This window comes from Leifsonia sp. 22587 (genome assembly GCF_052044215.1).
GTDB classification, from domain to species: Bacteria; Actinomycetota; Actinomycetes; order Actinomycetales; family Microbacteriaceae; genus Leifsonia; species Leifsonia shinshuensis_C.
Genome location: NZ_JBQENB010000001.1, coordinates 233,155 through 259,528, shown reverse-complemented (window position 1 = coordinate 259,528; position 26,374 = coordinate 233,155). Strand labels below are relative to the sequence as shown.

Annotated in this window: 18 protein-coding genes; 11 read left to right on the top strand and 7 right to left on the bottom strand. The window is 65.3% G+C overall.

The annotated features are described in order from the left end of the window. From ACTJI1_RS01185 to ACTJI1_RS01155, 7 genes are read left to right on the top strand one after another with little or no spacing between them, the layout of a single operon-like run. Positions 1-843, top strand: a complete 843-nt coding sequence (locus ACTJI1_RS01185; protein WP_440741233.1) for an alpha/beta fold hydrolase — start codon at positions 1-3, stop codon at positions 841-843. Next, the gene (locus tag ACTJI1_RS01180; protein WP_440741232.1) at positions 840-1,307 is read left to right on the top strand and encodes a hypothetical protein; all 468 of its coding nucleotides are present in this window, start codon (positions 840-842) and stop codon (positions 1,305-1,307) included. The genes ACTJI1_RS01185 and ACTJI1_RS01180 overlap by 4 nt, the downstream gene beginning before the upstream one ends. Then, entirely contained in the window at positions 1,304-1,984 is a 681-nt protein-coding gene (locus ACTJI1_RS01175; protein WP_440741231.1) for a gluconate 2-dehydrogenase subunit 3 family protein, read from the top strand. The genes ACTJI1_RS01180 and ACTJI1_RS01175 overlap by 4 nt, the downstream gene beginning before the upstream one ends. Beyond that, positions 1,974-3,626 carry a GMC family oxidoreductase gene (locus tag ACTJI1_RS01170; RefSeq protein ID WP_440741230.1) on the top strand — a complete coding sequence of 551 codons (1,653 nt, stop codon included), beginning with the start codon at positions 1,974-1,976 and terminating at the stop codon, positions 3,624-3,626. The genes ACTJI1_RS01175 and ACTJI1_RS01170 overlap by 11 nt, the downstream gene beginning before the upstream one ends. Before the next feature lie 5 nt (positions 3,627-3,631). Next, positions 3,632-3,943, top strand: a complete 312-nt coding sequence (locus ACTJI1_RS01165) for a thiamine pyrophosphate-binding protein (RefSeq protein ID WP_440741229.1) — start codon at positions 3,632-3,634, stop codon at positions 3,941-3,943. 5 nt (positions 3,944-3,948) lie between these two features. Continuing rightward, entirely contained in the window at positions 3,949-5,478 is a 1,530-nt protein-coding gene (locus tag ACTJI1_RS01160; RefSeq protein WP_440741228.1) for a thiamine pyrophosphate-dependent enzyme, read from the top strand. Beyond that, complete coding sequence (locus tag ACTJI1_RS01155) at positions 5,479-6,609, top strand: enolase C-terminal domain-like protein (RefSeq protein WP_440741227.1); 1,131 nt, start codon at positions 5,479-5,481, stop codon at positions 6,607-6,609. On the opposite strand, the gene ACTJI1_RS01150 is transcribed toward ACTJI1_RS01155, so the two are convergent. The 4 genes from ACTJI1_RS01150 to ACTJI1_RS01135 all read right to left on the bottom strand — a co-directional run bounded on the left by ACTJI1_RS01150 (position 6,576) and on the right by ACTJI1_RS01135 (position 9,873). Continuing rightward, a complete protein-coding gene (locus tag ACTJI1_RS01150; protein WP_440741226.1) occupies positions 6,576-7,115 on the bottom strand; it encodes a MarR family winged helix-turn-helix transcriptional regulator in 540 nt (179 codons plus the stop codon). The two genes, ACTJI1_RS01155 and ACTJI1_RS01150, sit on opposite strands and share 34 nt — an antisense overlap. A gap of 131 nt (positions 7,116-7,246) precedes the next feature. Continuing rightward, on the bottom strand, positions 7,247-7,804 hold the full coding sequence (locus tag ACTJI1_RS01145; protein WP_440741225.1) for an MIP/aquaporin family protein: 558 nt from the start codon (positions 7,802-7,804) through the stop codon (positions 7,247-7,249). A 91-nt stretch (positions 7,805-7,895) separates the two neighbouring features. Beyond that, positions 7,896-8,603, bottom strand: coding sequence for a P-loop ATPase, Sll1717 family (locus ACTJI1_RS01140; protein WP_440741224.1), 708 nt, complete (start codon positions 8,601-8,603; stop codon positions 7,896-7,898). Then, a complete protein-coding gene (locus ACTJI1_RS01135) occupies positions 8,581-9,873 on the bottom strand; it encodes a P-loop ATPase, Sll1717 family (RefSeq protein ID WP_440741223.1) in 1,293 nt (430 codons plus the stop codon). Before ACTJI1_RS01135 ends, ACTJI1_RS01140 begins: the two co-directional genes overlap by 23 nt. Positions 9,874-10,191: 318 nt before the next feature. Here ACTJI1_RS01135 and ACTJI1_RS01130 point away from each other — a divergent pair, with 318 nt between their 5' ends. Beyond that, entirely contained in the window at positions 10,192-12,909 is a 2,718-nt protein-coding gene (locus ACTJI1_RS01130; RefSeq protein WP_440741222.1) for an AAA family ATPase, read from the top strand. Positions 12,910-13,574: 665 nt separating this feature from the next. Here ACTJI1_RS01130 and ACTJI1_RS01125 read toward each other — a convergent pair. The 3 genes from ACTJI1_RS01125 to ACTJI1_RS01115 all read right to left on the bottom strand — a co-directional run bounded on the left by ACTJI1_RS01125 (position 13,575) and on the right by ACTJI1_RS01115 (position 19,197). After that, positions 13,575-15,284 carry an ATP-dependent nuclease gene (locus ACTJI1_RS01125; RefSeq protein WP_440741221.1) on the bottom strand — a complete coding sequence of 570 codons (1,710 nt, stop codon included), beginning with the start codon at positions 15,282-15,284 and terminating at the stop codon, positions 13,575-13,577. A gap of 335 nt (positions 15,285-15,619) precedes the next feature. After that, the gene (locus ACTJI1_RS01120; RefSeq protein WP_440741220.1) at positions 15,620-18,817 is read right to left on the bottom strand and encodes a BTAD domain-containing putative transcriptional regulator; all 3,198 of its coding nucleotides are present in this window, start codon (positions 18,815-18,817) and stop codon (positions 15,620-15,622) included. Between the two features lie 110 nt (positions 18,818-18,927). Continuing rightward, positions 18,928-19,197 carry a hypothetical protein gene (locus ACTJI1_RS01115; RefSeq protein WP_440741219.1) on the bottom strand — a complete coding sequence of 90 codons (270 nt, stop codon included), beginning with the start codon at positions 19,195-19,197 and terminating at the stop codon, positions 18,928-18,930. Between the two features lie 146 nt (positions 19,198-19,343). Here ACTJI1_RS01115 and ACTJI1_RS01110 point away from each other — a divergent pair, with 146 nt between their 5' ends. The 3 genes from ACTJI1_RS01110 (at position 19,344) to ACTJI1_RS01100 (ending at position 26,303) form a co-directional block, all read left to right on the top strand. Further along, positions 19,344-20,738, top strand: coding sequence for an FAD-binding oxidoreductase (locus ACTJI1_RS01110; RefSeq protein WP_440741218.1), 1,395 nt, complete (start codon positions 19,344-19,346; stop codon positions 20,736-20,738). 64 nt (positions 20,739-20,802) lie between these two features. Further along, the gene (locus tag ACTJI1_RS01105; RefSeq protein WP_440741217.1) at positions 20,803-24,525 is read left to right on the top strand and encodes an InlB B-repeat-containing protein; all 3,723 of its coding nucleotides are present in this window, start codon (positions 20,803-20,805) and stop codon (positions 24,523-24,525) included. Between the two features lie 128 nt (positions 24,526-24,653). Then, complete coding sequence (locus ACTJI1_RS01100; protein ID WP_440741216.1) at positions 24,654-26,303, top strand: hypothetical protein; 1,650 nt, start codon at positions 24,654-24,656, stop codon at positions 26,301-26,303. Positions 26,304-26,374: the final 71 nt, after the last annotated feature.

The window sequence follows — 26,374 nt, the reverse complement described above, 5'->3', positions numbered from 1 at the left end:
GTGGCGGGACTCCACGTACGCTTCCCCGACGGACGGATCGTCGGACTGACGGCCATCGGCGATCCGGCGGCGAAACGCCTCGTGGTGCTCTGCCACCCCACGGCAGGAGCCTCCGGATTCGACCCAGACCCCGTCCTCACATCGACCTGGGGACTCCACCTGGTCTCGTTCGACCGCCCCGGCTACGGAGCATCTGACCCCTACCCGACAGAGACCGAGCCATCGGCGAACCGGTGGGCAGACGGAGTCGCCGCCTACCTCGACCAGGCGGAAAGCTCCGCGAGCTCGACCGCCGGCACCGACTTCGGCTCCATCGGCGTCATCGGCTGGCGGGAGGGTGGGCTGTTCGCCGCAGCCCTCGCGGCGAGGCACCCCGAGTTCGTCGATCGCCTCGCGCTCGTCGGCTGCCCGGCCCTGCCCGCATTGGCGGAAACGGGGGCCCGAGCCCGAACCCGCAAGGCCGACGCCAACTGGTTCGACGCCCACCGCCTGACATCGGCGAACGCGCGATGGGACGCCACCTCCTACGAACGCCGCGTCCAGCGGATGATGGCCGACGCTCAACTGCAGGGAACCTCCGGCGTCGACGCCGACCTGCAGTGTTTCCGCGCCGAACCGCCGAGCCTGTCCACGACGGCCGCCGAGACGCTCGTACTGGTCGGGCGGCAGGACACCTATGCCACTCCGCGCGACGCACGCTGGTTCGCCGATGAAATCCCGAACTCCCGGATCGTCGTAGCGGAACACGGCGGCCGGGGCCTGATGGCGAGCGCATGGGAAAGCATCCTCGAACACGTCGCCCCCGAACACGGGCAGCTAGGCCCCCAGGAAGGAGATCGATGACGGCACGCAGCAGAAGGACCCCGCCGGCCGGAGCCCTGCACGGTATCGATCGAATGGTCAAGAACGTCGAGACCGGACGCTTCGAACGCTCACTCTCGGCGCTAACGGCTGCCGGCGCTCTGGTCACCGCGGCAGAAATCTACTTCGAGCATGACAAGGCGAGCTTCGGCAACAAGTGGATGTGGGTGCCGGTGATCCTCGGCCCGATCGGCGCGGCCGCCGGCATCGCCGGTGTGACCAGCCGCCGCCTGGCAAAGACGGTGCTTCCCGTCGCGGCAGCAACCATTGTCGCGAATGGACTTCAAGGCACCTACCTGCACGCACGCGGGGTTGCGCAGAAGCCGGGCGGATGGCACAACCTGCGCTACAACCTCGAGATGGGCCCGCCACTGCTCGCCCCGCTCCTCGTGACCCTGGTCGGCGGTATGGGGCTGCTCGCGGCAATCCTGAGGCGGGAAAAATGACGGCGCTTCCCCTGCCATCCTCGCGCGGAGGCAACCGCTTCCCTGGTTTCGATGCGCTCGCGCAGCGCGACCACTGGGACGAGGTCACCCGGTCGCTCGTGCAGTCACGGCTGAGCCTGCTTCCCCAGATGCGGTTCTTCGACGTCACCGAAGAAGCCTGCGCCACCGCTTTGTTCGACCAACTCCTCGACCAACGCGACGAGCCGCGGGTTCCGGTGACCGCAATGGTGGACGCCCGCCTTGCGGAGAAGCAGACCGACGGCTGGCACTACGACTCAATGCCGGACGACGCCGTCGCGTGGCGGCAGTCGCTGGGCGCCCTCGATGAGGACGCCTCGGCTGCGCACGGCGCGTGCTTCGCCGACTGCTCCTGGACCGACCAGGAAAGCGTGCTCGCCCACATCCAGGCCCTCGGTGAACGCCCCTGGCACGACCTCTCGGCCTCGCAAGTGTGGGGTCTATGGACCCGGTACGCCTGCACGGCGTTCTACTCCCACCCGTGGGCGTGGAACGAGATCGGGTTCGCCGGCCCCGCCTACCCACGCGGCTACAAAAACCTAGGCATCGACCGGCTCGAACCGTTCGAGGTCGCCGACGCAAACCCCGCCGACGATCCGACGAAAATCACCGACAATCACGGCACCTCCCCCGAGGCTGGAACATCCCATGAGCACTGACGTCCGCGAACGCAACAACTCGGCCTGGCTGCTGACCCCCAACGGCGCAGCTCCCGAGCACCGGCTCCGCGACGATATGCGCCGCTTCGACGACGCGGACATCGTCGACCTGGTCATCGTCGGCAGCGGCGCCGGCGGATCGACCTTGCTGCAACGCGTGGCGCGCGCCGGCTGGACGGCCGTCGCCCTGGACGCCGGCCCGTTCTGGAACCCAGAGACCGACTGGGTGAGCGATGAGGCCGGCTCGCACGAACTGTACTGGACGGAACCCCGGCAGATCGGCGGCCAAGACCCCGTCCCCCTCGGCTCGAACAACTCGGGCCGAGGCGTCGGCGGCTCAATGGTCCACTACGCCGGGTACGTACCCCGCTTCCATCCCAGCGACTTCCACACCCACAGCCAGGACGGCGTTGGAGCGGACTGGCCCATCCGGTACGACGACCTCCGGCCGTATTACTCCGCCATCGAGGGCGAGCTACCGGTCGCCGGGGAGGACTGGCCCTGGGGCGACGCGCACTCCTACCCGCACCGTCCCCATCCTGTGTCCGGGAACGGCGAAGTATTCCAGCGCGGGGCTCTGGCCTGCGGGATCACTGCCAAGGTCGGCCCGGTCGCCATCGCGAACGGCCGATTCGGGAACCGGCCGCACTGCATCTATCGCGGCTTCTGCCTCCAAGGGTGCAAGGTCAATGCCAAGGCGTCTCCACTCATCACCCACATCCCGGACGCCCTCGACCACGGGGCCGAAGTGCGCGCCGACAGCATGGTCACCTCCATCGAGATCGATCAGCGGACCGGACGCGCGACCGGCGTCCACTATGTCAAGAACGGCAGGCAGCGGTTCCAGCGGGCGCGGATGGTCGCTGTCGCCGGATACTCCATCGAAACGCCGCGACTGCTGCTCAACTCCACGTCACAACGCTTCCCGGACGGGTTGTGCAACGACTTCGACCAGGTCGGCCGCTACCTGATGGTGCAGGGGGCGCCGCAGACCGCCGGGCGGTTCAACTCCGAGATCCGGATGTGGAAGGGCCCACCGCCCGAGGTCAGCACCGAAGACTTCTACGAGACTGACCCGAGCAAGCCGTACAAGCGAGGGTTCTCGATCCAGACGGTCTCGCCGTTGCCGATCACCTGGGCGGAGCACGTCATGGCCGAGGGACGCTGGGGTGCGGAGCTCCGCAATTACATGTCCGACTACGTGCACTGGGCATGCCTCGGCGCCCTCTGCGAGTTCCTGCCTCAGCCGGAAAACCGCGTCACACTGAGCGACGAAAGGGACCGTTACGGCCTGCCCGTTGCGCACTTCTCGTACAGCCAGTGCGACAACGACCGGACCCTCGCACGGGCCGCGCAAGACGTCATGGAGCGGATCCTCACCGCAGCCGGCGCCAGCGAGACCATCACCATCCAGCGCTACGCCCATCTGGTCGGCGGCGCCCGCATGGCCCACCGGCAAGAGGACGGTGTGGTGGACGCGGACTGCCGCAGCTTCGCCGTACCCAACCTACTCATCACCGACGGCAGCGTGCTGCCAACCCAGGGAAGCGCCAACCCTGCACTGACCATCATGGCGATCGCCGCTCGAGCGGCCGACCGTCTCATCCAGCACCCGGACAAAACCGAAAGAGAGTCCCAATGACCAGCGTGAGCGACTTCGTCATCCAGCGCATCCGCGACTGGGGAGTCAGCCGCGTGTTCGGATTTCCCGGCGACGGCATCGGCGATTTCGACGGCGCGCTCGGCAGAGCCGAGCGCTCGGGAACGGGCGTGGAATACATCCGGCCGACCCACGAAGAAATCTGCGCCCTAATGGCGACAGCGCACGCGAAATTCACCGGCGAGATCGGAGTATGCACCGCAACCTCGAGCCCCGGCGCCTTTCACCTGCTCAACGGGCTCTACGACGCGATGATGGACAACCAGCCGGTGGCGCCATCGTCGGCCAACAGGGCGTGAACGCGTTGGGCACCTTCAACCAGCAGGAGAGCAACCTGGAACGCGTCTTCTCGGACGTCGCCTGCTACGTGCAGACCATCGTCTCCCCCGAACAGGCGCAGGCCGTCATCGACACCGCCTTCCGGACAGCACGCGTGAGACTGCAGCCCGCCGTCATCATCCTTCCTCACGACATCCAGGGCGTGAAGATGGTCGAGCCGGAACCGGAGATGTGGGTGTCCCGGTCGAGCGCGGTCGCACCGTCGACGTCCATCGTTCCTCCGCACAGCGAGCTGCTGAAAGCGGCGGAGATCATCAACGCCGGCCAGAAGGTCACCTTCCTGGTCGGACACGGCGCCAACGGGGCGACCGACGAGTTGCTGGAGGCGGCAAGGCTGGCGGGCGCGGGCATCGTCACCGCCCTGCGGGGCAAGCAGGTCGTGCCCTCCGACGTGCCATACCACTCTCAACAGGTCGGGTTGCTCGGATCGGTGCCGAGTCTGCACCAGATGAAGGGATGCGACACGCTCGTCCTGCTGGGCACCAATTATCCGTACGGCCAGTTCCTGCCGGCCACCGGGCAGGCCCGCGCCATCCAAGTCGACCTCAAGCCGGAGCAGATGGGACTGCGCTACCCGACAGAGTTGAACCTCTGGGGCGACGTCAAGAGCACCCTGAGCCCGCTGATCCCACTGTTGCACGAGACGACGGACCTTGACTGGCAGCAGACCGTCGCGGACGAGATGGTGCGGTGGGAGAGCGAGATGGATGCGCAGGCCATGGCGCAGTACAACGACGGCGTCAACCCTCGGCGCGTGTACTACGAGCTCAACAAGCGCCTGCCGGAGAGGGCGATCGTCACAGCCGACGCCGGAACGACCGCCGACTGGTACGGCCACCACATCCGCCTGCGACGAGGGATGATGGGCGACCTCTCCGGACGCCTGGCAACCATGCTCGCCGCGATGCCGTACGCAGTCGTGGCCAAGTTCGCCTACTCGGATCGCTCGGTGATCTGCACAATCGGCGACGGCGCATTCCAGATGCTGGGCATGAACGAGCTCATCACCATCAAGAAGTACCTCGACCGTTGGCAAAGTCCGCAGCTGATCATCCTGGTCCTGCACAACAACGACCTCACTCAGGTGTCGTGGGAGATGCGGACCGAAGACGGCAACCCGGTATGGAATACCGCTCAGGAGGTGGAATCGGTCGATTACGCAGGGTGGGCGAAACTCCTCGGCTTCCAAGGCATCACGGTCACCGATGACGATCAGATCGCCGACGCCTGGGATGCAGCCTTCGCGCACCAAGGCGTCACCCTACTCGATGCACACACCAGCAAGAACGTCCCCCCACTCCCGCCGCACATCACGCTGGAGTACGCGAAGAACACTGCCAAGGCGCTGCTGAAGGGCGATCCCAGCGAGCTCGGTGTAATCCGCGATTCTGCGACCGCCGTGATCACCGAAGGCGTGGAGCGCGTCAAGGGCAAACTGCACCTCGGTGACAACACGGACGACAGCGGCGACACGAGTTCCCCAAGGAGCGAATAGATGATGGAGCACGGCCGGGTCAGCCGGGTGAGTGTGTCCGCGTACTCGGTGCCGACAACCACCGCGGGGGAAGCCCAGCCCGAGTCGGACGGAACCGCCAAGTGGAACAGCACCGGCGTGCTCATCGCCGAAGTCGAGGCGGACGGCCGCACCGGGCTCGGCTATTCCTACACCTCTCCGGCCGCCCTCGCCATCATCAGAGGGGTCCTGGCACCCCACATCATCGGCACGGATCCGCTGGCCGCCGAGTCGACCTTCTGGGCAATGGCGGGCGCGGTCCGCAACCTGGGCTGGGCCGGGGTATGCGCGAGTGCGATCTCGGCCGTGGACATCGCACTTCACGACCTTCGCGCCCGGAAGCTGGAGGTATCCCTCCTCCAACTGCTGGGCGGCTCAGCGACCAACGTGATGGCCTACGGGAGCGGCGGGTTCACCAGCTATACGATCCCGGAACTCCAGAATCAACTCGGAGGCTGGGCCGACGACGGTCTGCCCGCGGTGAAGATGAAGATCGGATCCGCGCCCGCGGACGACCTGGAACGCGTACGGGCGGCCCGCGACGCGATCGGTCCAAAAGTGCAGCTGTTCGTCGACGCAAACGGAGCATACAACGTAAAACAGGCCCTCGGTTTCGCCGCGGGCTTCGAAGACGAGGACGTCACCTGGTTCGAGGAGCCCGTCTCAAGCGACGACCTCGCGGGGCTGCGGCTGATCCGCAACCGCGGCCCGGCAGGCATGCAGATCGCCGCTGGCGAATACGGCTACACGCCCCAATACTTTGCAACCATGCTGGCGGCCAGCGCCGTCGACACGCTGCAAGCCGACGCGACCCGCTGCGGCGGTGTGACCGGCTTCCTGCGCGCATCCACCCTGGCCCAAGCCGCCGGCATACCGTTGAGTGCGCACACCGCCCCGGCTATCCATGCGACGCTGGGGGCTGCGCTGGCCAACGTCGCGCATGTGGAGTACTTCCACGACCACGCTCAGATCGAGGCAGCGTTCTTCGACGGTGGCCCCACACTGTCGGGAGGAGACCTTCAAGTTTTTCGCGCTTTGGCCGGCCATGGTCTGATTTTTAAACGCGCGGATGCGGAACGCTACCTCGTCGAGGAATGGTCCTCGACGGAATAGCTGTCGTGCCCGGGTTCCAGCGAGAACGTGAAGCGGCCGTCATGGATGGGTTCCCCACCTGCCGCAGCAGCGAACAGTTCCAGCGCGGTGGCGACCGTACTCTGCTCGTCCGCTGAGAGGCGCGCGAGGACCTCGGCCATTTGACGCCGGCGCTGGTCCAGCACATGGTTCACCAGGTCGACCCCTGCCTGTGTCAGCTGCAGCCGGATGTAGCGGCGGTCGATCGGGTCGTCAGAGCGCACGATATAGCCGGCTTGTACCAGCTTTTCGCAAGCCCGGGTCGCATTTGACGGATGCACGTTCAGCTCCTCAGCCACCGCACCCAGATTCTGCGGACCCGTGGCCGCGATCATCATCAGCACCCGCAACTGCGGCGTGGTGACCCGATCCTCGACCTCGAGCACCGACCTGGCCGCAACGCGCATCATCACGTTCGCCGCCGAGAGCGCCGCATCCACAGCACGGTCGGCGGACGCACGGTCGGCTGTGGCGTGAGGGCTGGTCATCCGCTCAGTATTCCCGTCTCGTTGCGGCTACGCAAATCTTGCGCCGATCCCCGTGGGCCGGCAAAACAGGGCGCGGGGAGGGGACGTGGACGACCCCTCCCCGCACTTGTTACGAAGCCGCCGCCGATCGGCTATCGGCGGGAACGCGGCTCCGTGGTGTCCGGCCCAGGTGGACGGGCCGGAGTCTCGGCCTGCGCCTGCATCGCGGGCCCATTACAAACAAGACGCGCGTGCAGGATGTCCCCGATGAACAAGTCGTAGAGGATGACGCCGATCATGCCGCCGATCAGCGGCCCGAGGATCGGCACCCACATGTAGCCGCTGAACCACGGCCCGTTGCCGGGAACGGCGAGATCGCCCCAACCAGCTATCCACGCAAGAAGCCGGGGACCGAGATCACGAGCCGGGTTGATCGCGTAACCGGCATTCGCTCCGAAGGACATTCCGATCGCCGCGACAGCGAAGCCGATGATGAGCGGACCGAGGTTGGCCTGGACGGCCGTATTGTGCAAATCGATGAGCGCGGCGATGAGCATCAGCAGGAACATCGTCCCGACGATCTGGTCGAACAACGGTCCCCACATGTTCCCGTTGTAGTACGGGGCAGGGAACGTGGGCACCCCCAGCAGCGACGACCACAGCGTTACCGCTCCCCTAAGCGCCAGCCACGAGGCGACCGGTTGGGGCATCCGCCGCGCACCGCTCGCTGTAGAGCGGCTACACCGACCCCGAGACGCGTCAGGTGACCCTGGCCGAGAAGTTGTCGTCCGGCCAAAGCCGCTACTCGATTTGCAGCGTCATATCTTCGATCTCGTCGTCGTGAAGATCGTCGTTGCGTACCTCAAGATAGTTGCGGAGCGCCGGATGAACTCGGAAGCGAACAGGCGCCCCGGTGCTCTTCGCTAGTCGACGTGCGACGCGCAGCTGGCGTTCGGCAGCCGTCTTGCCTTCAACGTGCATGAACTTGCCAGGCCGTGTCTCGATGCCGAGGACTGAGCTTCGGACAAGCCACTGCAAGAGCTCCTCGGAGTGGGGAACGTCCCTCACAATGTCGCGCAATTCCGTCTCGGTAAGAGTCGCACTTGTACCTGCAAACTCGAACAAGGCGCTTTCGAGATCGAAGGGCTCGGCCTCCCCTTCCACCAAGAGGGCTTCGGCAGCGAATCTGGAATATTGCTCTTCGGCGAACAAGATGTCCGAGGTGGTAATGCGGGGGTGCTTGCGATTAATCGCCGTTGTGAGCGCTTCGTTGGCGAAGTAAATCACGTCCCGAGGTCGCGGCAGCACCTTCCACATGAAGTAGTCCCGTGTCCGCAAACCCCTAACCTCTGGGTCGAAGATCTCCGCCCACATGTCGAAGGAATGTCCGTTGCGTTGACCTCTCTTGTTCGCTGCGTACCGTTCCTCAAGGACGCGCGCTAGCAACTCTTCGTCGTTCCAGTGAACTGACTGGACGCCAATCTTGTCAGGCGCGCGAGCGTCCTGCACGGCACTCGTTGATGCGGTGTCGTGAGGCGCCAATGCGTTCGCGAGCAAAGGAAACTGCTCGAAGTGCGATCTCTGTGTACAGGAGGAAGGTCCACAAGCTGATTACGAGGTAGTCCGACGATCCGTGCGAGGACAGATCACGCAGAGCCCTCGCCAGACCGGAGAGCTCGTATGCGGAGGGCTTTATCGGCACCGTGAGGATGCGCCGGTCGCGTCTCAATTCCTCCACCGCTTGGCTCATCGTCGCCGTCTTGCCTGTGCCCTTGCGGCCGACGAAGACCTTGGTGTTGCCGGCGAGCACCGACTCAAATTCGCTCGTGTTGATGAAGTAGTTCTGAAGCTCCGACTTCTCGTATTCGGCTACGTATTCGCCGAATGAGCGGATGGGCAGCTCAATATCAAGCGCCAGGCGACCGAGCCGTCGGTTAGAGCCAGGAGCTTTCGGCAATTCGTTTAGCCAGGTATCGACCTTTGCGATTAGCTGCGCGGATCCGGAATAGGCGAAGGTGAGGTCGTGGTAATCAAGCGGAACGGTTCCACCCTCCTCGATGAGCACCAGGAGTGGGAGATCCAGCCCGTGCGCAATACCAGCCAAAAAACTGGCTCGCGCGTTGTGCTCGCCTGAACGCACCCGGCGAGGCGCAAGGAGGTGGAAAATGCAGGCGGATGATCGGTATATCTCTTTGACGTAGAAATCGAGTGGTGCGAGACCAAGGTCCTCCGTGGCCCCAAGAATGCGGAGATGACCCTGTCTGTCCAGGTGCTTCTCTAGCGTTGATGAGGCTTCGAATTTCAACGGTGTGGAGGGCGCAAATACTGCGTCCGCTTCTCTCGGGCGTCCGTTGATAAGGAGGGTTTCAAGCAGCGGCGCTCCTTGATCGTCTCTGCGCTCCACCCAACGGTTCGACAATGAATGGCTGCTTCCTTCGTAGCCAATTCGTCCGACAGTCGCGAGGATGCCGAGGTCCTTCCAGTTGCGCAAGGCGTCGCCGTCGCTTTCGTCGACGGCAAACCAGACCTCTTTACCCAGCGCTATCGCGTATCCGGCTTCGAATAAGACATTGCTGTTGAGATCGCTCACCTCGGCGATGACGCAGTCTGATGCGGCGATGGCTTGGCAGATCGTGGGGATCAATGCCGACCCCTCGATCGGTAGATCCTCCCAGGTTGTGGCCGCAAAGCCCGCCTGCTGGATTTGTTCTGCCGCATTTCGCATCGTCTCTGCACGCAACGGCGGCAACCAGGCATACGCGAAGAAGACACTTTCCATAGACACCCTCCCGGTTTGACTCTAGAGGCAACAGATGACAGTCGTTCGGTTTCAGGGGCACGCTTGTTCGGCGAAGGAGCGAGCGGATGTGGTTCGAGCGCGTGGAAGAACTCAACGATCGAGCGAAGCCAGACCCGGAAACCCGGACAGGCGCAAAAGGGGAATAGCCGAGGAGGGAAGACGAGACTGCGGTGACAGCAAGGGGAGAAGAAGTGAAGGCTACCTAACAGCTAATGCACGCAGTCACTCTTCGAGTGTGCGCGCTCCGTGCGCGCCAAAAAGCGCGCGCAAACGGAAGTTCTAAGTGTGAGAGGTGGAGTGGCGCGCTGGAAGCGCGGGCAGTCAGCCCAAGGGGTCAAGCAGGCGGTCCACTACGCCTTCGGCGGCGTCTGCGACGCGACCTTGACGGCGAAGACTGCCGACGGCCCGCTGGCCGCGGCCGGCTACGCAAATGCGGTGATGACCCGTTACATCGTAGAGAACGGCGCCATCCGCGACGACCTACTCACCCGCTCCCAGTTAAGGGAATGGGTCGACGGCTCCGACCCTCTCACCGGTGAGCGTCGCGGCCGGGATCTGGAGTCACCGGTCGCGGACCTCGTTCTGGATGCGACGATCAACGCGCCGAAGTCGTTCAGCATCGCGGCGATGCTGGATCCGGAGTTGAACGCGGCGTACGAGGACCTCCAGGATCGGGTGAGAGACCGGATCATCCACCTCTGGCAAGAGGAACTCAACGCGCGGCGTGGAAAGGGCGGCTGCATCAGGGAAAATCTCGCTCGAATCGAGGTGGTCGAGCTCAAGCATGAACGCTCTCGATCGCTGGATCCGCACAAGCACCGCCACCTCTGGCTGAGCGTCAAAGTCCAAGGCATCGACGGGAAATGGTCCAACGTGGACACCAGGGTTGCGTTGCGCTTCCAGAACGTCATCAACGCCGAAGGCGACCTCGCCGCCCGCACCGACCCCGCCTGGATCACCGCTCTGGCAGCGAAAGGGTTCACTCTCAACGAGGATGGGGAGATCGCCCAGCTGCAGCATCTCGTGCGGCCACTGTCGAAGCGGTCGGCGCAGATCGAGGCCAACAAGATCGCCCGCACCGCCTGGTGGAAGCAACAGAACCCCGGACAGGAACCGTCCCACGATGTGCTGAGCCAGATCGACCGATGGGCCTGGGCCGCCGGCCGACCGAACAAGCCCGGCTATCTGGATGAAGGCGACTGGGCCGAGCTCGTCCGCGAAGAAGTCGCCACTGCCGACCCCGCGCTCTTCTTGGCGCGCTCCCCCATCGGCGCATCTTCGGCATCGATTGAGGATCTCGACATCGAACTCCTCGCCGCCACCGCCGTCGTCGATGCTGACGCTCGCTCGACCGGCACCGGCGGCCGATTCAGCCTGATGGACATCCGCGCCGGCGCGCTCCGCGCCCTCGCCGCGACCGGCGTCGTCGCTGAGCGCACAGAACTCGCGACCATGGCCGAGCAGGTCATCGCCGCCGCACGAGCACACACCGTCACGCTGCTCGACGAGCCCGACGTCCCCGCGCACATCAAGTCCAGAATGGCCATCTCTACGGCTGTGCTGAAAGCCACGCTTACCAACCGCATCGAAGCGCTGTCCGCGCCCGGTGCTGCGGCCCCTGTGGAGGAGATCACCGAGATCGCGCACGCGCTCGATCCCGAGCGAGTCCTAGACAACGATCAAACCGATGGCGCATCCGCTATCGCCGGGACCGCCACCGTCGTCGCCATCACTGGCGCCGCTGGCACCGGCAAAACGACCATGCTCAAGGTCGCTGGCGCCACCCTGCGGCGCCACGGGCGAAACATGATCATCGTCGCCCCCACCAAGAAGGCCTCCACCGTCGCCGGACGCGAAACCGACAGCGCCGCATCCAGCCTCCACCAACTCCTTCACGACTACGGCTGGCGATGGAACACGGGCATCGCCGGCAACACGGAATGGACACGGCTCGAGCCGGGTGAAATCGAACCCGCGAGCGGCAAGCACTACCAGGGCCCACGAACCCGGATCCGGCCTGGTGATCGGATCGTTATCGACGAAGCCGGCATGCTCGACCTTGAAGCCGCAAACGCGCTCATCGACGTCATGCACCGCACCGGCGCCACCATCGCCGTCGTCGGCGACGACTACCAAGCGCTCCCCGTCGGGCACTCCGGCGCAATGGCCCTCTTCCGCCGGTCCGCGTTCGAGAAAATCGAGCTCACGGAAATCCACCGCTTCCGCGACCCAGAATGGGCCGATTTGTCGTCACGCCTGCGTGACTCAAGCGGGCCGGCAGAGTCGCGAGCTATTGCTTTGGAGCTTGAGCGGACTGGCCATCTCACGCGCGCGACGAGCGAAGTTGAAGCACGCCAAATGATGGTCGCCTCTTGGCTGGAGTCCTCGCGGAAGGGCGAGTCTATCGCGCTCGTTACCGCTACTCATGCCGAAGCCCAGCAGATCAGCGAAGCGATCCAGGCTCGCCGTATCGCGGCCGGCGAACTCGACACCCGCCGCTCTGCATTCGGCCAGTCAGAGCAGCCGCTCTTCGTCGGAGATTTGGTTCAGACCCGGCGTAACGACAACAGCGTCGGAGTCGAGAACCGGCAGAACTGGGTAGTTAGGAGCATCTCGGACGACAACGTCACCCTGGCATCGGTCAGCGACTCGTCAGCAATCCGACAGATCACACGCGACTACGCGAGTTCGCACGTGCACCTCGGATACGCCAGCACTGTCTATGGAGTCCAGGGGGAAACGACAGAGCGCGCGATCGTAGGACCGGGTGTCGACGCCGCTGGCCTCTACGTCGGGCTCACGCGCGGGCGCGCGCAAAATGACGTCGTCGTAATCGCCGGCACCGTCGAAGCCGCCCTGACAGAAGTCGCAGCCACGATGCAGCGACTGCTCAGCGAAGAGACGATTGAGAAGTCCCGCTCTGCGGCTAGGCAGGAGCTTGGACGATCGGCTCGAATCGACACTGCGGGCCCAGTTGTCGCACTGTCGCCTTCGTCGCCGACATTGACGCGCTAGGCGTGCAAAGTCGGCTATCACGCGCCCAAACCGGTAGAAACAATCTCTCGACCGAGGCTGCTTCTACCGTCAAGCGCACTGTCCCTCGCGCGGTAGTTCAGTAGGGCGACACCGAGCGCATCGGCTCTCTGCTGCGCCACGGGCCGCACGCCGCCTCGCAGAAAGATTAGAGCAGTACGCCCATCTTGGGCGGCTACGCTTGCCGCTCGTTCGACCGCTGCCACATCGAGATTCCCGCGACCATTGTCAACCCAGGCTAGGTAGCGCGAGCTATACAGATCGCAGGAATGTCGTGCGGCTCCCTCAGCTGCCAATGCATCGGTCGCGCCGAGATAGATCATCCATTCTCGGCACAGTTCAATTGCCTCATCGTCCGATACGCCGAACGGCCTAGGGGCTGGTTCTTGAAACGTCACGACCCAAGTGTCCATCAGACCGCTGATTGACAAGCTCACCGGTCTCGCGGTCCGGCTTCGTCCGAGAATGGGCGCGCACGTAGCAACTTCAGATATCGCCCTAGTCCGTTGATCTCCCTGGGACGATTGCTGTGCCGGCCCGGTGGCCGCGCTTGCGGGGTTGGTGTGCGGCCAAAGTACCGCTCAATGGCGGTCCCCACTTAGAGGTGCTCGCTCGAGCGCAGAACCGCCCGGAAGGCTGCAAAGGCGTCATTCTGACACCAGTCCGCTGAGTCGACGCGACGCTTCATCGATGCTCGTAACAAAGGCTTCCGCATCAGCCGATGGAGCCTCGTGCAGCTTCTCCGACAGGACACCATTTACCCATCCAGGGCCGTGCCCTCCGACCGTCGGTACAAACCTTTCGAGCTCGCCTACCGGGACAACTAACAGCCCCAGGGCGGTAAATGAAACCAGCAACTCCTCGGCGGCCTTGGACGGATCCCCCTGCGGCAACCCTGCGAGCCCCGCGCGTTTTGCCTTATCCCATCCCGAGTCCGCTTTCAGAATGGAACGAAGCGCGTCAATGTCCGACTCATTAAGTACCTCGCCGGCCGAGTCAAGGCGACTTATAAGCGCGTCCTTGGTGGCAGTCTTGCGCAGAGGCTTGGTGTCTGACTTCAGCGCTGCATCGATGACCGACCTCGCGGGGCTGAGGCCCTCCCACTGCCCTCCAAGCGCTTCGACAGTCTTCCGGACATCGGCTTCCTCGCGCAGTAAGTCGAAGTCCGACACGACAACAACCGGGACCCGGACGGCTTTTAGGGCTCGGATCACCACAGCGAGCCGACCTTTTCCTCCGCAGTGAGTAAAGTGCAGCTCAGGTCGGCGAGTGGCGCCCGTGTCGTCAGGAAATAGGTGGTTGCGGACTGCTGCGTAGTATCGACAGTCCGAATCGCTCTCGCACAGAACCACCGCGTCGTGAAACAGCCCGTCGAGAACGTCCGAGTAGCGAAGTAGCGGGTCAGCCCACAGCTCTTGAACATCGGCATCGTCGATAACGGCCGCCCGATTGAGGTCTGCCTCGCGCGTAAGCCTCACGATCGTCACCGAAGCGCCCGCCTCCAGCGCTCCTTGCACGATGTCCGCGCTATGCGTCGCGAGGAACACCTGACGCGATGACGCACGCTGAGCGAGCAATCGCCCCAGCAAGCGAGCCTGAGGCGGATGTAGGAACGCCTCTGGTTCGTCCACCAGCAACACTGTATGACTTCCAGCGATTAGCTGTGTCATCAGGCCGAGGAAGCTCTTGACACCGTCGCCTTGATTCTCGACGGCAGGCGTCCCCGCCAAGGCCTCGAGATACTCCATGGTAGGAACCCCGTTCTCGTGCGCGAACACCGGCCGCGGCCCAAGCCTCAACGGGATTACAGCTCCTGCGAATCGGTCGACCGTCGCCTCCAATCCAAAGGCGGACCGTGAGACCTCGCTGAACTCAACTTCCAACGCGGAGTCCCTCGCAGCTCGCTGTATTGGATGGGTTGGGAACTGCGTGCGGAAGTCAATGTTCGTCGGAGCATCTACTGAGGTCAGCCGCGTCTTCCCATCAGCGAAAAGCACAAATGAATCCGTAAGCATCCCCAGATTCGAAGGCATGGACCACTGCGGACCGACGTCGGTGGCCGCGACGTCACCCCACCCTGAGACTTGGATTCGTTCTACGCCTTCACGCGTCGCACGCGGGAGGTTCTCTTGCGCCCAAGACCACAATTCCGACGTGTCGCCCTGCTTCTCAAGGCTAACGGCGGTGATTGCTTTACCGACGTACCCGTCGCCGTTTCGGACCTTACCCACCAGGTCCCTCAACGCCTGGCTCTTGCCCGCGTTGTTGGGGCCTACAAAGATCACGACTCCGGCGTCGGGTACAGAGACCTGCGTGCCATCGCTGGTCTCAAAGGTATTGATTTTGACATTGAGCATTCGATCCCCCGAGCGTCTAGGTCACTTCGCCACTGACTTGACCATGCGTCGTGCGACATGTTGTTCGCCCCCATCAGCATCACAGAACTCCGCAATAGGCGGCGTCCCCCATAGAGGTCACGACTGCTAGACAGGCACTCGCAATCCCAAAGCGGTGAGTAAACGCTGAGTTTGGCCAAAAACCATTGAGCGGGTTGTCTGGGCCGCAGCCCTACTTCCCAGTGTTTTACTGGGATTCCGGGCCGCGCGAGTGTAGTTCAATGGTAGAACCTCAGCTTCCCAATCCGGACACACGTGCGCGATGTTCGACTCGGGTGTCTCCGTGAGCAAACCCCCTATCGTGCTCGAATGGCCGCGTCGATGAGAGCAAAACTCTCGCTGCGCTGGCCTGCGGCCTCGGCCATGCGCGCCAGGCATTCCGCTACTGTGCCGAGGACCCCAACCTGGCCGATGTTGGCCACGCAGTTCTGGAACGGCTCCAGCAGCCCCGTTAGCTCGTTAAGCTCGTCTTCCAGCTGCAATCTCGCCGCCGCGTCGCCTGCTATCACCAAGGAGGCCACTGACGTCCACTGCAGGGGCACGGACCTACCGATCAGTTCTCGGATGAGAACTTGCGCCAAGCTCCGTTCATCCGCTTCCGCTGCCGCTATGGTTCGCGACCATAGGCCCACAAGTTGATCCTGGTGGGCGAATACCGGTAGGTCGTGCTTCAAGCCTTGGGCATACCGCAGTGCGAACGCGGAGATGCTCCTTACGCCCTCTGTATAGAGTTCCGTTTCGCGGTGCAGTTCGTATGCCAGCTCGAAGTGTCGCTCGGCGGCGCTTACGTCCCCGTCCCACTGCGCGAGCATGCCTTCGACCCAGCGAAGCTGTACGCGGATGACCGGAAGGCGCAGCAGGTCGGCTCGCACGATTGCTTGGCGGAGGGTTTCGCGAGCGGCGGCTGGGTCCCCGAGTCCCAGATGGGTGGCAACGAGGATGGCTGTAGTAAGCGCTTCGTCGAATGCCGCTCGTGCGTGCGGGAGCTGATTGATCCGTTGGATTATCTCGAGTGCTTCGCCGAGGTGAGAGTGGGTGGAGACGAAGGCCAGCACGCGCCCCAGGAGGGCATCGGCGAGCGCATCCGGGTCACCGGACTGTTCTGCAAGCTCGATTGCCCTGCGGCTCAACTCGTCTGGCACGGCGGGGTCATCTTCGTAGTAGCTGCCCACGGCCAGGGCTGCGAGCACCCGGGCATGGGCGGCAGCGTCATCCTGCACCAAGGGTTCGATCCCGGCGAGACGGCCCAGGAGGCCGCTGGGGTCACCACGGTAGGAGACCCACGGCCAGCAGCCGGCGGTGCGTACGAGGGCCGCGGCGATAACGCCCGCTGATGACGAGCGTCGCTCGCGAATCGCCTCGAGGATGCCGGTATCGACCGCATCCAGTACCGTCTGCCCGCGGCCGGCGCGCGCGAGGGCTTCGACATAGGCGATGCGCAGCTCGTCTCGCCGTTCAATTGGTGCAGCGTCGGTCCCTGTCTCGCGGTGGAAGCTGAGTGCGGTCCCCCACCACTCTGCAGCACGCTCGGTGTCGTATTCGCCTTCTGCGCTGCGTGCGGCGTCGATGGCGGATTCCAGGACAATAGGCGCGGACGCCAACGGGAAGGCGGCCAGGTAGTGAGTCGCTCGTCGGAACAGGGCGCGCGTGCCGCGGTTTCCGCTCCGGTCTATCCAGTTCGCGGCGGCCAAGTGCAGGCGCTGGCGCCGCAAGGGCGACAGGCCGCTCAGGAGGTGTTCCCGGATGAGCGCGTGGGCGAAGCGGTATTGGCCGCTACGCGTCGCGACAATGAAGCCCTGGTCGGCCGCCTCATCGATCAGGTCTGCGACGCTGTCGGTGTGCAGGGTGGTCAGTTCAGCGAGCATCTCCAAGTCGATGGGTTCGCCGGCGACCGCGGCGGACCGAAGGACGGAGACCACCTCGGGGTCGACGATCGCCAGCCGGCGGGAGAGGACGGAGGCAGCGGCCTCCTGCCAGTTCGTGTTCGCGCGGTCCTCCGATGACAGGCGGGTGTACTCCTGCAGGAGGAACGGCGAGCCTTGCGTGAGTTCGGTCAGCTCGGCGGCGCGCTCGGGGGTGATGAGCTCGTCGGTCAGGGACTCCACAAGTGTGCTCACCTCTTCGCTGCGAAGCGGCGGCACGCGAAGCTGCCGAGCCGTACGGTTGTGGGCGAAGCGGGCGAGCAATTTGTCGGTATCCGGCGATGTGGTTCCGTCCCGGACAGTCAGAGTGACAAGGAACGAAGCGTCCCGCAGGTTGTCGGCCACGTAGAGCAGTGCGCGCAGCGAATTGGCATCGGCCCATTGGGCATCGTCGATCAGTACGCCGACCCGACGGCCGGATGACTTCAGCGTCGCGCCCACAGCCTGGTGAGTACGCTCCAGGAGGAGGTGCGCGGCGGCATCGGCGTCGCTCCCGCGCGCGTCGAGCACGACGTCCGGATCGTGACCGAGCGCGCTCAGCAGACGCTGAACGACCCACCAGGAGGGCGCAGCGTCGTCCTGCTGGCAGCGGATTCGAATGTCATCTGCGCCTTTAGCAGCGAACTCGGCTAGTGCCCACTCGGCGAGCGTCGTCTTCCCGATGCCCGCGGGCCCGGTGAGGATGCACCACCGTGGGGTGCCGCTGTATGCGTCCTCCACTGCGGTGAGGAGTTGCTGCCGCTGGGCGACACGACCGACGACATCGTCATGCAGCCGGGATTCTTCCGGGTCCTCGGCCGGAGGAGCGGAACGCGTGCCGAGTGGGCTCGTGCCACGCAGGAGCTGCGTGTGTAGTTCTCGTACTGTCGGGGAAGGATCCAAACCCAGTTCGGTCGCGAGCCGTTCGGCGTGCTCATGGAATGCCGTCGACGCGTCGGCGGTGCGGCCGAGCGCATGGAAGGCGATCATCCGCAATCGCACAGGGTCCTCTGCCAGGGGCCGCGCGGCCGAGGCCCGGGCGAGCAGCGGAAGCGCAGTCTCCGGGGCGTTAGAGCGAATCAGGCTCTCCGCTCGTAGTTCGAGAGCGTCGAGACGTTCCTCTTCGAGTGCGCGCGCGAATTCGTCCAGCTCGGAGAAGTCGCCGGCGAGATCGACGAGAGCCCGATCGTGGAAGCGTTCGAGAGCACGACCGGACGTGTCGGCTGCCATCCTCCAATCGCCCACGTTTGCAGCGCGCCGGGCGGATGCCAGGTCATCGCGGAACGCCGTGACGTCGATGTCCGCAGCATTCGGCACAAGGCTGTAACCGGAGCCCTGGCGGACGATGGTCGGGGCGCCGCTCGGGCCCCGGAGGACACGCCGGAGGTTGGAAATATATGCGTGGATGCTCGAGATCGCGCTCGCAGGAGGGTCGTCTTCCCAGAGAGTGGCCATGAGTTGGTCCACCGAAACCGTGCGCCCCGAGTTGAGGGTCAGCAGGGCGAGCAACGCCCGCTGCTTGGGCGGACCGGCGTCGACCTCGACGCCGTCGACGACGACACGGGTGGGTCCGAGCAGCCGCACCTCGATCACGGGTCCTCCTCGCAGATGATAATCGGCGTCATTCTAGCCAGATGGGGGCCGCAGTAACCCGACCGCGGCCCCCGGCCCCACCGCGTCCCGATACGCAGTGGGGCATTCCTTCACGGGGCCATCAAAGTCGGATCGCCAGTGATGGCGACACCGAGAGCGATGATCGCGAAGGAGATCAGGAGCGAGGCGGCAATGATGACGATCGAGACGATCACGCCGGCTTTGGCGAGGCCGTTAGCGAAGCCGGCCTCCCGCGAGCGGTTGCGGGCAACCAGGCTCACTACAAGGCCGGCGATCGGAAAGACGATCGCGAGGACGAGTCCCACGACGCCGAGCGTGCGGCCCGGGTCCTCGGTGCGCTGAATGGTGACGGTGGACATGATGTTCCTTTCTTCAAGTCGGACGAAGCGACGCTAGGGGCACCAACTCCGTCCGCCGCTTGGAGCCGGCTTGGAGCAGAGCGACAAGCCGATGGCAAGCGCCGACGGCCAGGCTGAGGGCCGAATCTCCACGAAGGGACCCAGCCATGACCACCATTGACCAGCCCGTCCGCGACCTGGATCTCGGACTCCTCTCCGCCGCTCTCCAGGGGCAGCTCTTCCTTCCCGGGACGCCCGGCTACGCCGAACGGGTCACCGGCTGGAATGTCGCCGTGCGACGTACGCCCGCGGCGATCGTCGACGTCGCCACCGCCGGCGACGTGAGCGCGGTCGTCCGGTTCGCCGGGATCAACGGCCTCCGTGTCGCCGTGGGCGCTACCGGCCACGGGGCCTTCTCCCTCGACGAGCCGCACCTCCTCATCAATACGACGCTGCTCGAGGAATGCGTCGTCTACCCCGACGGGTGGGCCCGCGTCGGCGCCGGCGTCCGTTGGCAGCGTGTGCTCGATGCAGCCGCCCCGCACGGCCTCGCCCCACTCGCCGGCTCGGCGCCGAACGTCGGCGTCGTCGGGTACACCACCGGTGGCGGCTACGGTCCCCTCGCCCGCACTCTCGGTGTCGCGTCCGACCGCGTCCGTGCGATCGAAGTGGTGACCGGTGACGGTCAGGCGCGGCGCGTGACGGCCGAGGACGAGTCCGGACTGTTCTGGGCGCTTCGGGGTGGCAAGGGCGCATTGGGCATCGTGACGGCGATCGAGTTCGACCTCGTGCGCATTCCCTCGATCTATGCGGGCGCCCTGTACTACGGCGGCGAGAACACGTCCAAGGTGCTGTCCGCATGGCGAGAATGGGCCGGACGGCTGCCAGCGCGGGCGACCACCTCCCTTGCCGTGCTGCAGCTCCCTGCGATGCCGGGCGTGCCCGAGCCGCTCGCAGGCCGCATGACCGTCGCCGTGCGCTTCGCGTGGACGGGCGACCCGGCCGACGGAGAAGCGGTCCTCCAGCCGATGCGCGCGGTCGCCTCCACGCTGATCGACGCCGTCAACACGATTCCCTATGCCGCTCTCGGCGCGATCCACGCCGACCCCGTCGATCCGATGCCCGTCTTCGAGCGAACCGGGCTGCTACGCGACCTGCCCGACGAGGCCCTCGATGTGATCGTCGCCGCTGCCGGACCCGAATCGCGCTCTCCTCAGGTCATTGTCGAGCTTCGCCAGCTCGGCGGCGCTATTGCCTGTCACGCCGCGCCGAGCGCGGTGAGCAACCGCGACGCCGCCTACAGCATCCTCACCATCGGCATCGACGCACCCGGGATCGGAGAGGCTACTCGCGCACATTCGGAGGGACTCCTCGGCGCGCTGAGCCCGTGGCTGACCGGCGGGAAGCTCGTCAACTTCGCTGCCGACGGCAGCACGGAGTCGGCGCATCGCGCCTACGACTCCGACGCGCTGTCGCGGCTCGGCAGACTCGCAGCCGCCTATGACCCGCACGGCGTCCTCGCGGACGCCCTCCCCATCCGGCGCGCCTGCGCCGGCATCTAACGCGAACGGAGAACTGCCCATGAGAACCCGACAGTCCGGCAACCGGCCGATCGACCCACGGGCCGTGATCGGCGCCATCATGGCGTGCGCGCTCGCGATAGGCGCGAGCCTGGTGGCGACGCAACCAGCCGCAGCCGACACCACGACCACCGACTACCCCGATTACCGGGTGTCATGGGACGAGAACGGAAAGGCCTACGACGGCTGGCTGTTCTACTGCCCGACGATCAGGATCGACCCGCGTCCCGCCGACGATGAGATCGCCCTCTCCACGACTCTCGAATCCGTGGACTCCACGGGCGCTACCCAGCATCGGACAGCGTCAGGCGAGCCCCTGACGGCCTGCATCAGGCCCACAGCGTCCGGAGCCATGACTTACACCTGGACCATCACGTTCGCCGACAAGACCACCGCCAGTCACCGAGAGGTCACCGGCTCGCACACCTTCACGAAGGTCATGCAAGGCCCCGTCATCCACTGGGTCTACCCGTCCTCGGCCGGCGACTTCTCGGCACCCGTCGGCCAATCCGTCACTCCGCATATCGAGTGCACGGACGACGTCCTTCCGATCAGGTCCTGCTACGTCAGTCCAGAGACGATAACGCCCACGACGGCAGGTACGTACGACTTCACCGCTATCGCCGCCAACAACAACGGCGTGCCGCTGAGCGAGCGGGCCACCCTGCATGCCTACGACGACGGCAGCAGCCCCGACATCCCCCAACCCGAGCAACCGCTCGCCCTAACAGCAAAGCCGCAGACCCAGATCTATCCATCCACCGACTGGACCGACGTCGAACCCAGCACACGAGTCGTGGCCGGCAATCCGGTCCGCATCCACGTACAAGCACACAACCCTGACTCCCGGCCCATCACTGCAAAGCTTCAGCTGGTCGACCAAAGCTCCACCCCTCTGCCAGGTGACCAGCCGGACATCACCGTCCCCGCCGGCGGCGACTGGGTCCAGGACCTCCCATGGGACTCCACCGACGCCGCCTGGGATACGCACGGCAAACCCGTCACAGACACGATCGCGCTCGCCGCGCGGGCAATACAAAAGAACGCGGCACCCATCAGCTGGACCTCCGTCTCCATCCAACCGCGACCACTTGTCCTGGTTCACGGCTACAAATCCAACGCCAATTCCTCGTGGGGCGCGTACCAAACCATCCTCGCCAAAGGGCACCCTCTCCTCCACGGCTGGGCGGTCGGCGACGGGCAGGTCCCAGGGAAACTGAACACCGGCACGTCAGACGACCTCCTCCAGCCCACTAACACAATCGCCGAGAACGCTTCACAGGAGTCCTCCTACATCGAAGGCGTACGGAACAAGACCGGCGCCTGGCATGTCGACGTACTGGCTCACTCAATGGGCGGACTGATGTCCCGCTACTACATCCAGGAGCTCATGCCTGCCGACCCAGAGCCCGGCAAGCCCGTGGTCCACCGGCTCATCCAAATGGGAACACCGAATCGCGGGTCACCCCTCGCCGACATCCTGATGAGCATCGGCGCCGCCGACAAACACGCCATCCCGCTGTTCCCGGCGACGATGCAGCTGAGCACCGCCTATGTCGACCACATCTTCAACGGCTTCATCACCAACCTTCGCGGAGTGCCCATCTCGAACCTCGTCGGAACGGAAATCCCACTACTCGCCATGCCGGTGAAGACCGCGTACTTTGGCGACGGGATCGTCCCGGCCTCCAGCGCCAAGTGGGACCTTACCGACGCGCCAGAGTCACCACGCGACTTCCACACAGCCATGACAGAGTCCGAGGAGGACTTCCAGAACTACGTACTTCCGCGTCTCATCGGCCATCCGATCACAACCGCTGCGCCCAGGCAGCTGGCATCGGCCGAGCCCACGCCGTCGAACACCGACACGCCGACTCCGAGCGACACGGACACCCCAGTTCCGACGCCGACCGACTCCGGCACACCGACCCCGGCACCGACTGGCACCCCTGCCGACGGCTGCGACCCGACCATCCCGGTCGACTGGGGCGGCTGCCCCGGGAACCCGGGCGACGGCAACAATGGCGCACCGAGTGACGACGAGCTCACAGACCCGGTTACGATCGCGACACCCACAGTGACGGTCGACGAATCGGGATCCGGCGACGCCACCGTGCCGGTCCCCGATGCCGCCGAGTTCGGTGCCGTCGCCGCGGCCCAGGGCGCCACCCTGTCCCTAATCGACCCGGACGGCGACATGCTGAGCCAGACCACTCAAGGGTCCGGCACATTCGGCTTCGCCGACGCCTTCAGCCCGCGGCCGGTCGCTGGAAACTGGACCGTTCACATCGACGGCGCCAAGCCAGGCTCCGCGGTCAGCGTTGCGGTCTGGGTCTCCGGCGGCCCCTACTCACTGAGCGTGGACGCACCCACGCTCAGCAACGGACGAACGCTGCTGACCGCGGCCCCCCGAGGCAAGACCGACCAGCTCACCGCTGACCGTCCGGCGGTCCGATCCGTCGTCGCGCGGGTCGGCGACGTCGACGGGGCAGTCAAGGAGGTCGCGCTGCACGACGACGGGAAAGACGGGGACGCCACGCTGGGTGATGGCACATACAGCGGACTGAGCCCGGCGCTTGATCCGGGGACCGAGCATCCGGTGACGATCACCGCAGACGTGTCGGGATCCCAGGTGATTGCAAGCACCACGGTCGTCGGCTCCAACGTGCAGTACCGGCTCGCCGCAACAGCGGATGAGGGCGGAACTGTCGCTGCCACACCTCAACGCAACACATATGCCGCTGGGGAGATCGTCACAGTCGAGGCCACGGCGCGGGAAGGGTGGCAGCAGACCGGTTGGACCATCGACGGTCACGACGCCAGCCCGGGCACGCTCAGCATGACGATGGACCGCGACCACACCGTGACCGCCCGCTTCGGTCCCGAGCCGCACACCCCTGTGGTGACGGTACAACAGCCGAAACCCATCAGCGAGGGAGGGACGGCCAGCATAACCGCAGGGTTCAGCGACCCGGACGGCGGCCCGTGGACGGCTAGCTACAGCATCGACGGCGGCCCCGCCCTACCGGCTCGCGTCGATGGAACGACAGCCTCCGCCGACGTGGCGTTCGCCCAAGACGGCCACCATGATGTGACGGTCAACATCATCGACGCAACGGGACGGGTAGGCTCCGCTACGACCGTTGCCACGGTGAACAACGCAGACCCCGTACCAGCGCTCACCGGAATAACAAGTCGAACTGTCACGACCGGCACACCCGTCACCCTCACCGGCAGCTTCACGGACGCAGGGACCCAGGACACGCACCGCGCGACGTTCACCCTGGTTTCAGGATCGGCATCCGTCGACGTCCCCGCGACCGTCCAAGAGTCCCGCGGCTCCGGGACGGCCACAGGAACGGTCACCCTGACGCAGACGGGGACATGGACGGTTCAACTCGCCGTCGCGGACGACGCCGGGGCCAAGGCGCTCGCGCCCTCCCCCGGTGGCGCACCGTTCACGGTCACCGTGACGGCACCGCCTCCGCCTACCACCCCTCGGGAGCGCGTCCTCGCCGACTTCGATGCGACCGTCGCGAAGCTTCACGTCACATCGGCCGCCGCTGCGCCGTTGCGCTCGCTCCTCGACCAAGCGGCAGTACTCGCCGCCACCGGCAAGAGGGCGGATCGGTTGGGCGCGCAGGCTCGGCTGGTCGCCTACACCGCCGCAGTGCTCGTGGACACACTCTTGGGCAAGACCTCCGCCAATCAAGCCGCAGCGCTCATCGCCGTCGGCGGTCGGGCCGCGTCCGTCCTCAGCCTGAACTGATCGACTGGCCCCGCCGTCACACGCGGCGGGGCCAGTGCACTACATCATCCTCACAGAACACGGAGACACCAGTGATCACTCGCTCGCGGTCGCACCGCGGCCTGCTCGTCTTAGCAACCCTCTCCACGGTGGCTGCGGTAACAGTCGGATGCACCGGCACCGCCGCCGACCGCCACACGCTCGGGCTTCGAACGGTGTCCTCACACACCGCCAGCACGGCCGTTACCACTCAGCGTCAGGCCGCCGACCTGATGACAGCTGCGGCAGGCCTCCACGGCCCCGACCGAACCCAATTCCTGAAAACCGTTGAAGGACTGGCCGACGCCAACGAGAAGCAAATCCGCCAAGCGGTTCTGCCATCACCTGCCGTGCCGCAAGGATCCGGCGGACCCGCCCACCCAGGGACCGCCCGCGCCGGCGACCCGTTAGGCGACGCCACCATCGCCGCCGGGGTGATCGGATACACCGCTCTGGGCGCTGGGATCTCCAGCGGTATGGACCTTGCCGGCTCCGACCAGGCCGAAACGACGTCGTCCACCGGCGACATCGCAACCGGCAACGGCACCCAGATCAGCGTCGAAAACGGCGTGATGCGCGGCACCGTAGCCGCGACGACCACACAGGGCACCGACGCCGGAACAGTCGCCATGACCACGACAACCGCATTCAGCCTCACAGTGTGCCCCGACGCCTCCGGCACCGCGGACGCTTCCGCCGACATGCACTCCACCGTCACCGGGGACGCGGGAAGCATCGGCATGCACGCAAGCCTCGACCTTCACGTCGAAGCAAAAGGAACCGTAGACGACGACGCCGAGCTGGCACGGCTCGACGTATCCACCGGCACCACCGTGGCAGCAGGCGCGCACAGCACCGGCGTCAACGGAGGTGTCTACCTTGAGGCGAGAGACGGCTACTCCCTCACCGGCGCCCCCAGCGCCATCGATTTCACCAGCGCCTCCGCGTCAGCCCCCCGCGGGCCGGGAATCGTCCGCAGCAGCTCCCGCGCCGACGCTGCCCGGCGCGCCGCCGTCGTCCAGGTGAACCAGCAGGCGTCGCTACTCACCGTCCAGACGCTCTATAAAAAGGCCATCGCCTTCTGGCAAGGGGGCCATTGCGTCGACCTCCCGGTCAGCAGCGACAAGGGCACCCACCGGCTGAAGCCCAAATCAGAGGCCGCCCTCACGGCGCGCCCGAAAAGCAAGATAGATGGAGCCGAGACGGGCGGGACTATAACGGCATCGCTCACCTCCGGCGGTACATCGGTCAGCCCCGCTACCCCCGTTAAGGCGCCCTCGAAACACACCTTCGTCGCGCCGGGAGCGATCAACAAGACCGGCGTCGTCCACTTCATCGCCAAGTCAAAACGAGGAATCGCGCAGACCGATTTGAGCCTGGACACCAACGTCGAGGGGTACCGGATCGCGACCAGCGTGCAAGGCATGCGAATCGAGGGCAGCAAGTGTGGGCCGATCGACGGCGACTGGACGATCCGGTTCGACGCAACACCGTCAGGCATCCCCTACACCGGGTCGATCAGCGCGCACGTGCAGGACGGGGCCGGGCCCTACGTGCTCACCGGGGAGTCCCGGGGAACGCAGTTCACCCACACGGGCACCGGGACCATCGCGTTCTCAAGCGAGGGTGGCCTACACGCAACGGTCACCCCGCAAACCGGTTCGGTCGTAATGAACGCCGACAAGCGCATCCACAACAATCGCGCGGGCGAGCCGATGACCATCCCAGTCACCGAGGACCCGTCCGCCTGCCAGCCATGACTACATCGAAGATCCATCTGATACGGAGGCCAATACCATGCGCGCCCTAACTATGCGTGAGCCAGGCGAGC

Coding starts and splice junctions, on each gene's coding strand:
- ACTJI1_RS01180 (WP_440741232.1), top strand. CDS start 840: ATGACGGCACGCAGCAGAAGGACCCCGCCGGCCGGAGCCCTGCACGGT.
- ACTJI1_RS01175 (WP_440741231.1), top strand. CDS start 1,304: ATGACGGCGCTTCCCCTGCCATCCTCGCGCGGAGGCAACCGCTTCCCT.
- ACTJI1_RS01170 (WP_440741230.1), top strand. CDS start 1,974: ATGAGCACTGACGTCCGCGAACGCAACAACTCGGCCTGGCTGCTGACC.
- ACTJI1_RS01155 (WP_440741227.1), top strand. CDS start 5,479: ATGATGGAGCACGGCCGGGTCAGCCGGGTGAGTGTGTCCGCGTACTCG.
- ACTJI1_RS01150 (WP_440741226.1), bottom strand. CDS start 7,115: ATGACCAGCCCTCACGCCACAGCCGACCGTGCGTCCGCCGACCGTGCT.
- ACTJI1_RS01145 (WP_440741225.1), bottom strand. CDS start 7,804: ATGCCCCAACCGGTCGCCTCGTGGCTGGCGCTTAGGGGAGCGGTAACG.
- ACTJI1_RS01135 (WP_440741223.1), bottom strand. CDS start 9,873: ATGGAAAGTGTCTTCTTCGCGTATGCCTGGTTGCCGCCGTTGCGTGCA.
- ACTJI1_RS01125 (WP_440741221.1), bottom strand. CDS start 15,284: ATGCTCAATGTCAAAATCAATACCTTTGAGACCAGCGATGGCACGCAG.
- ACTJI1_RS01115 (WP_440741219.1), bottom strand. CDS start 19,197: ATGTCCACCGTCACCATTCAGCGCACCGAGGACCCGGGCCGCACGCTC.
- ACTJI1_RS01110 (WP_440741218.1), top strand. CDS start 19,344: ATGACCACCATTGACCAGCCCGTCCGCGACCTGGATCTCGGACTCCTC.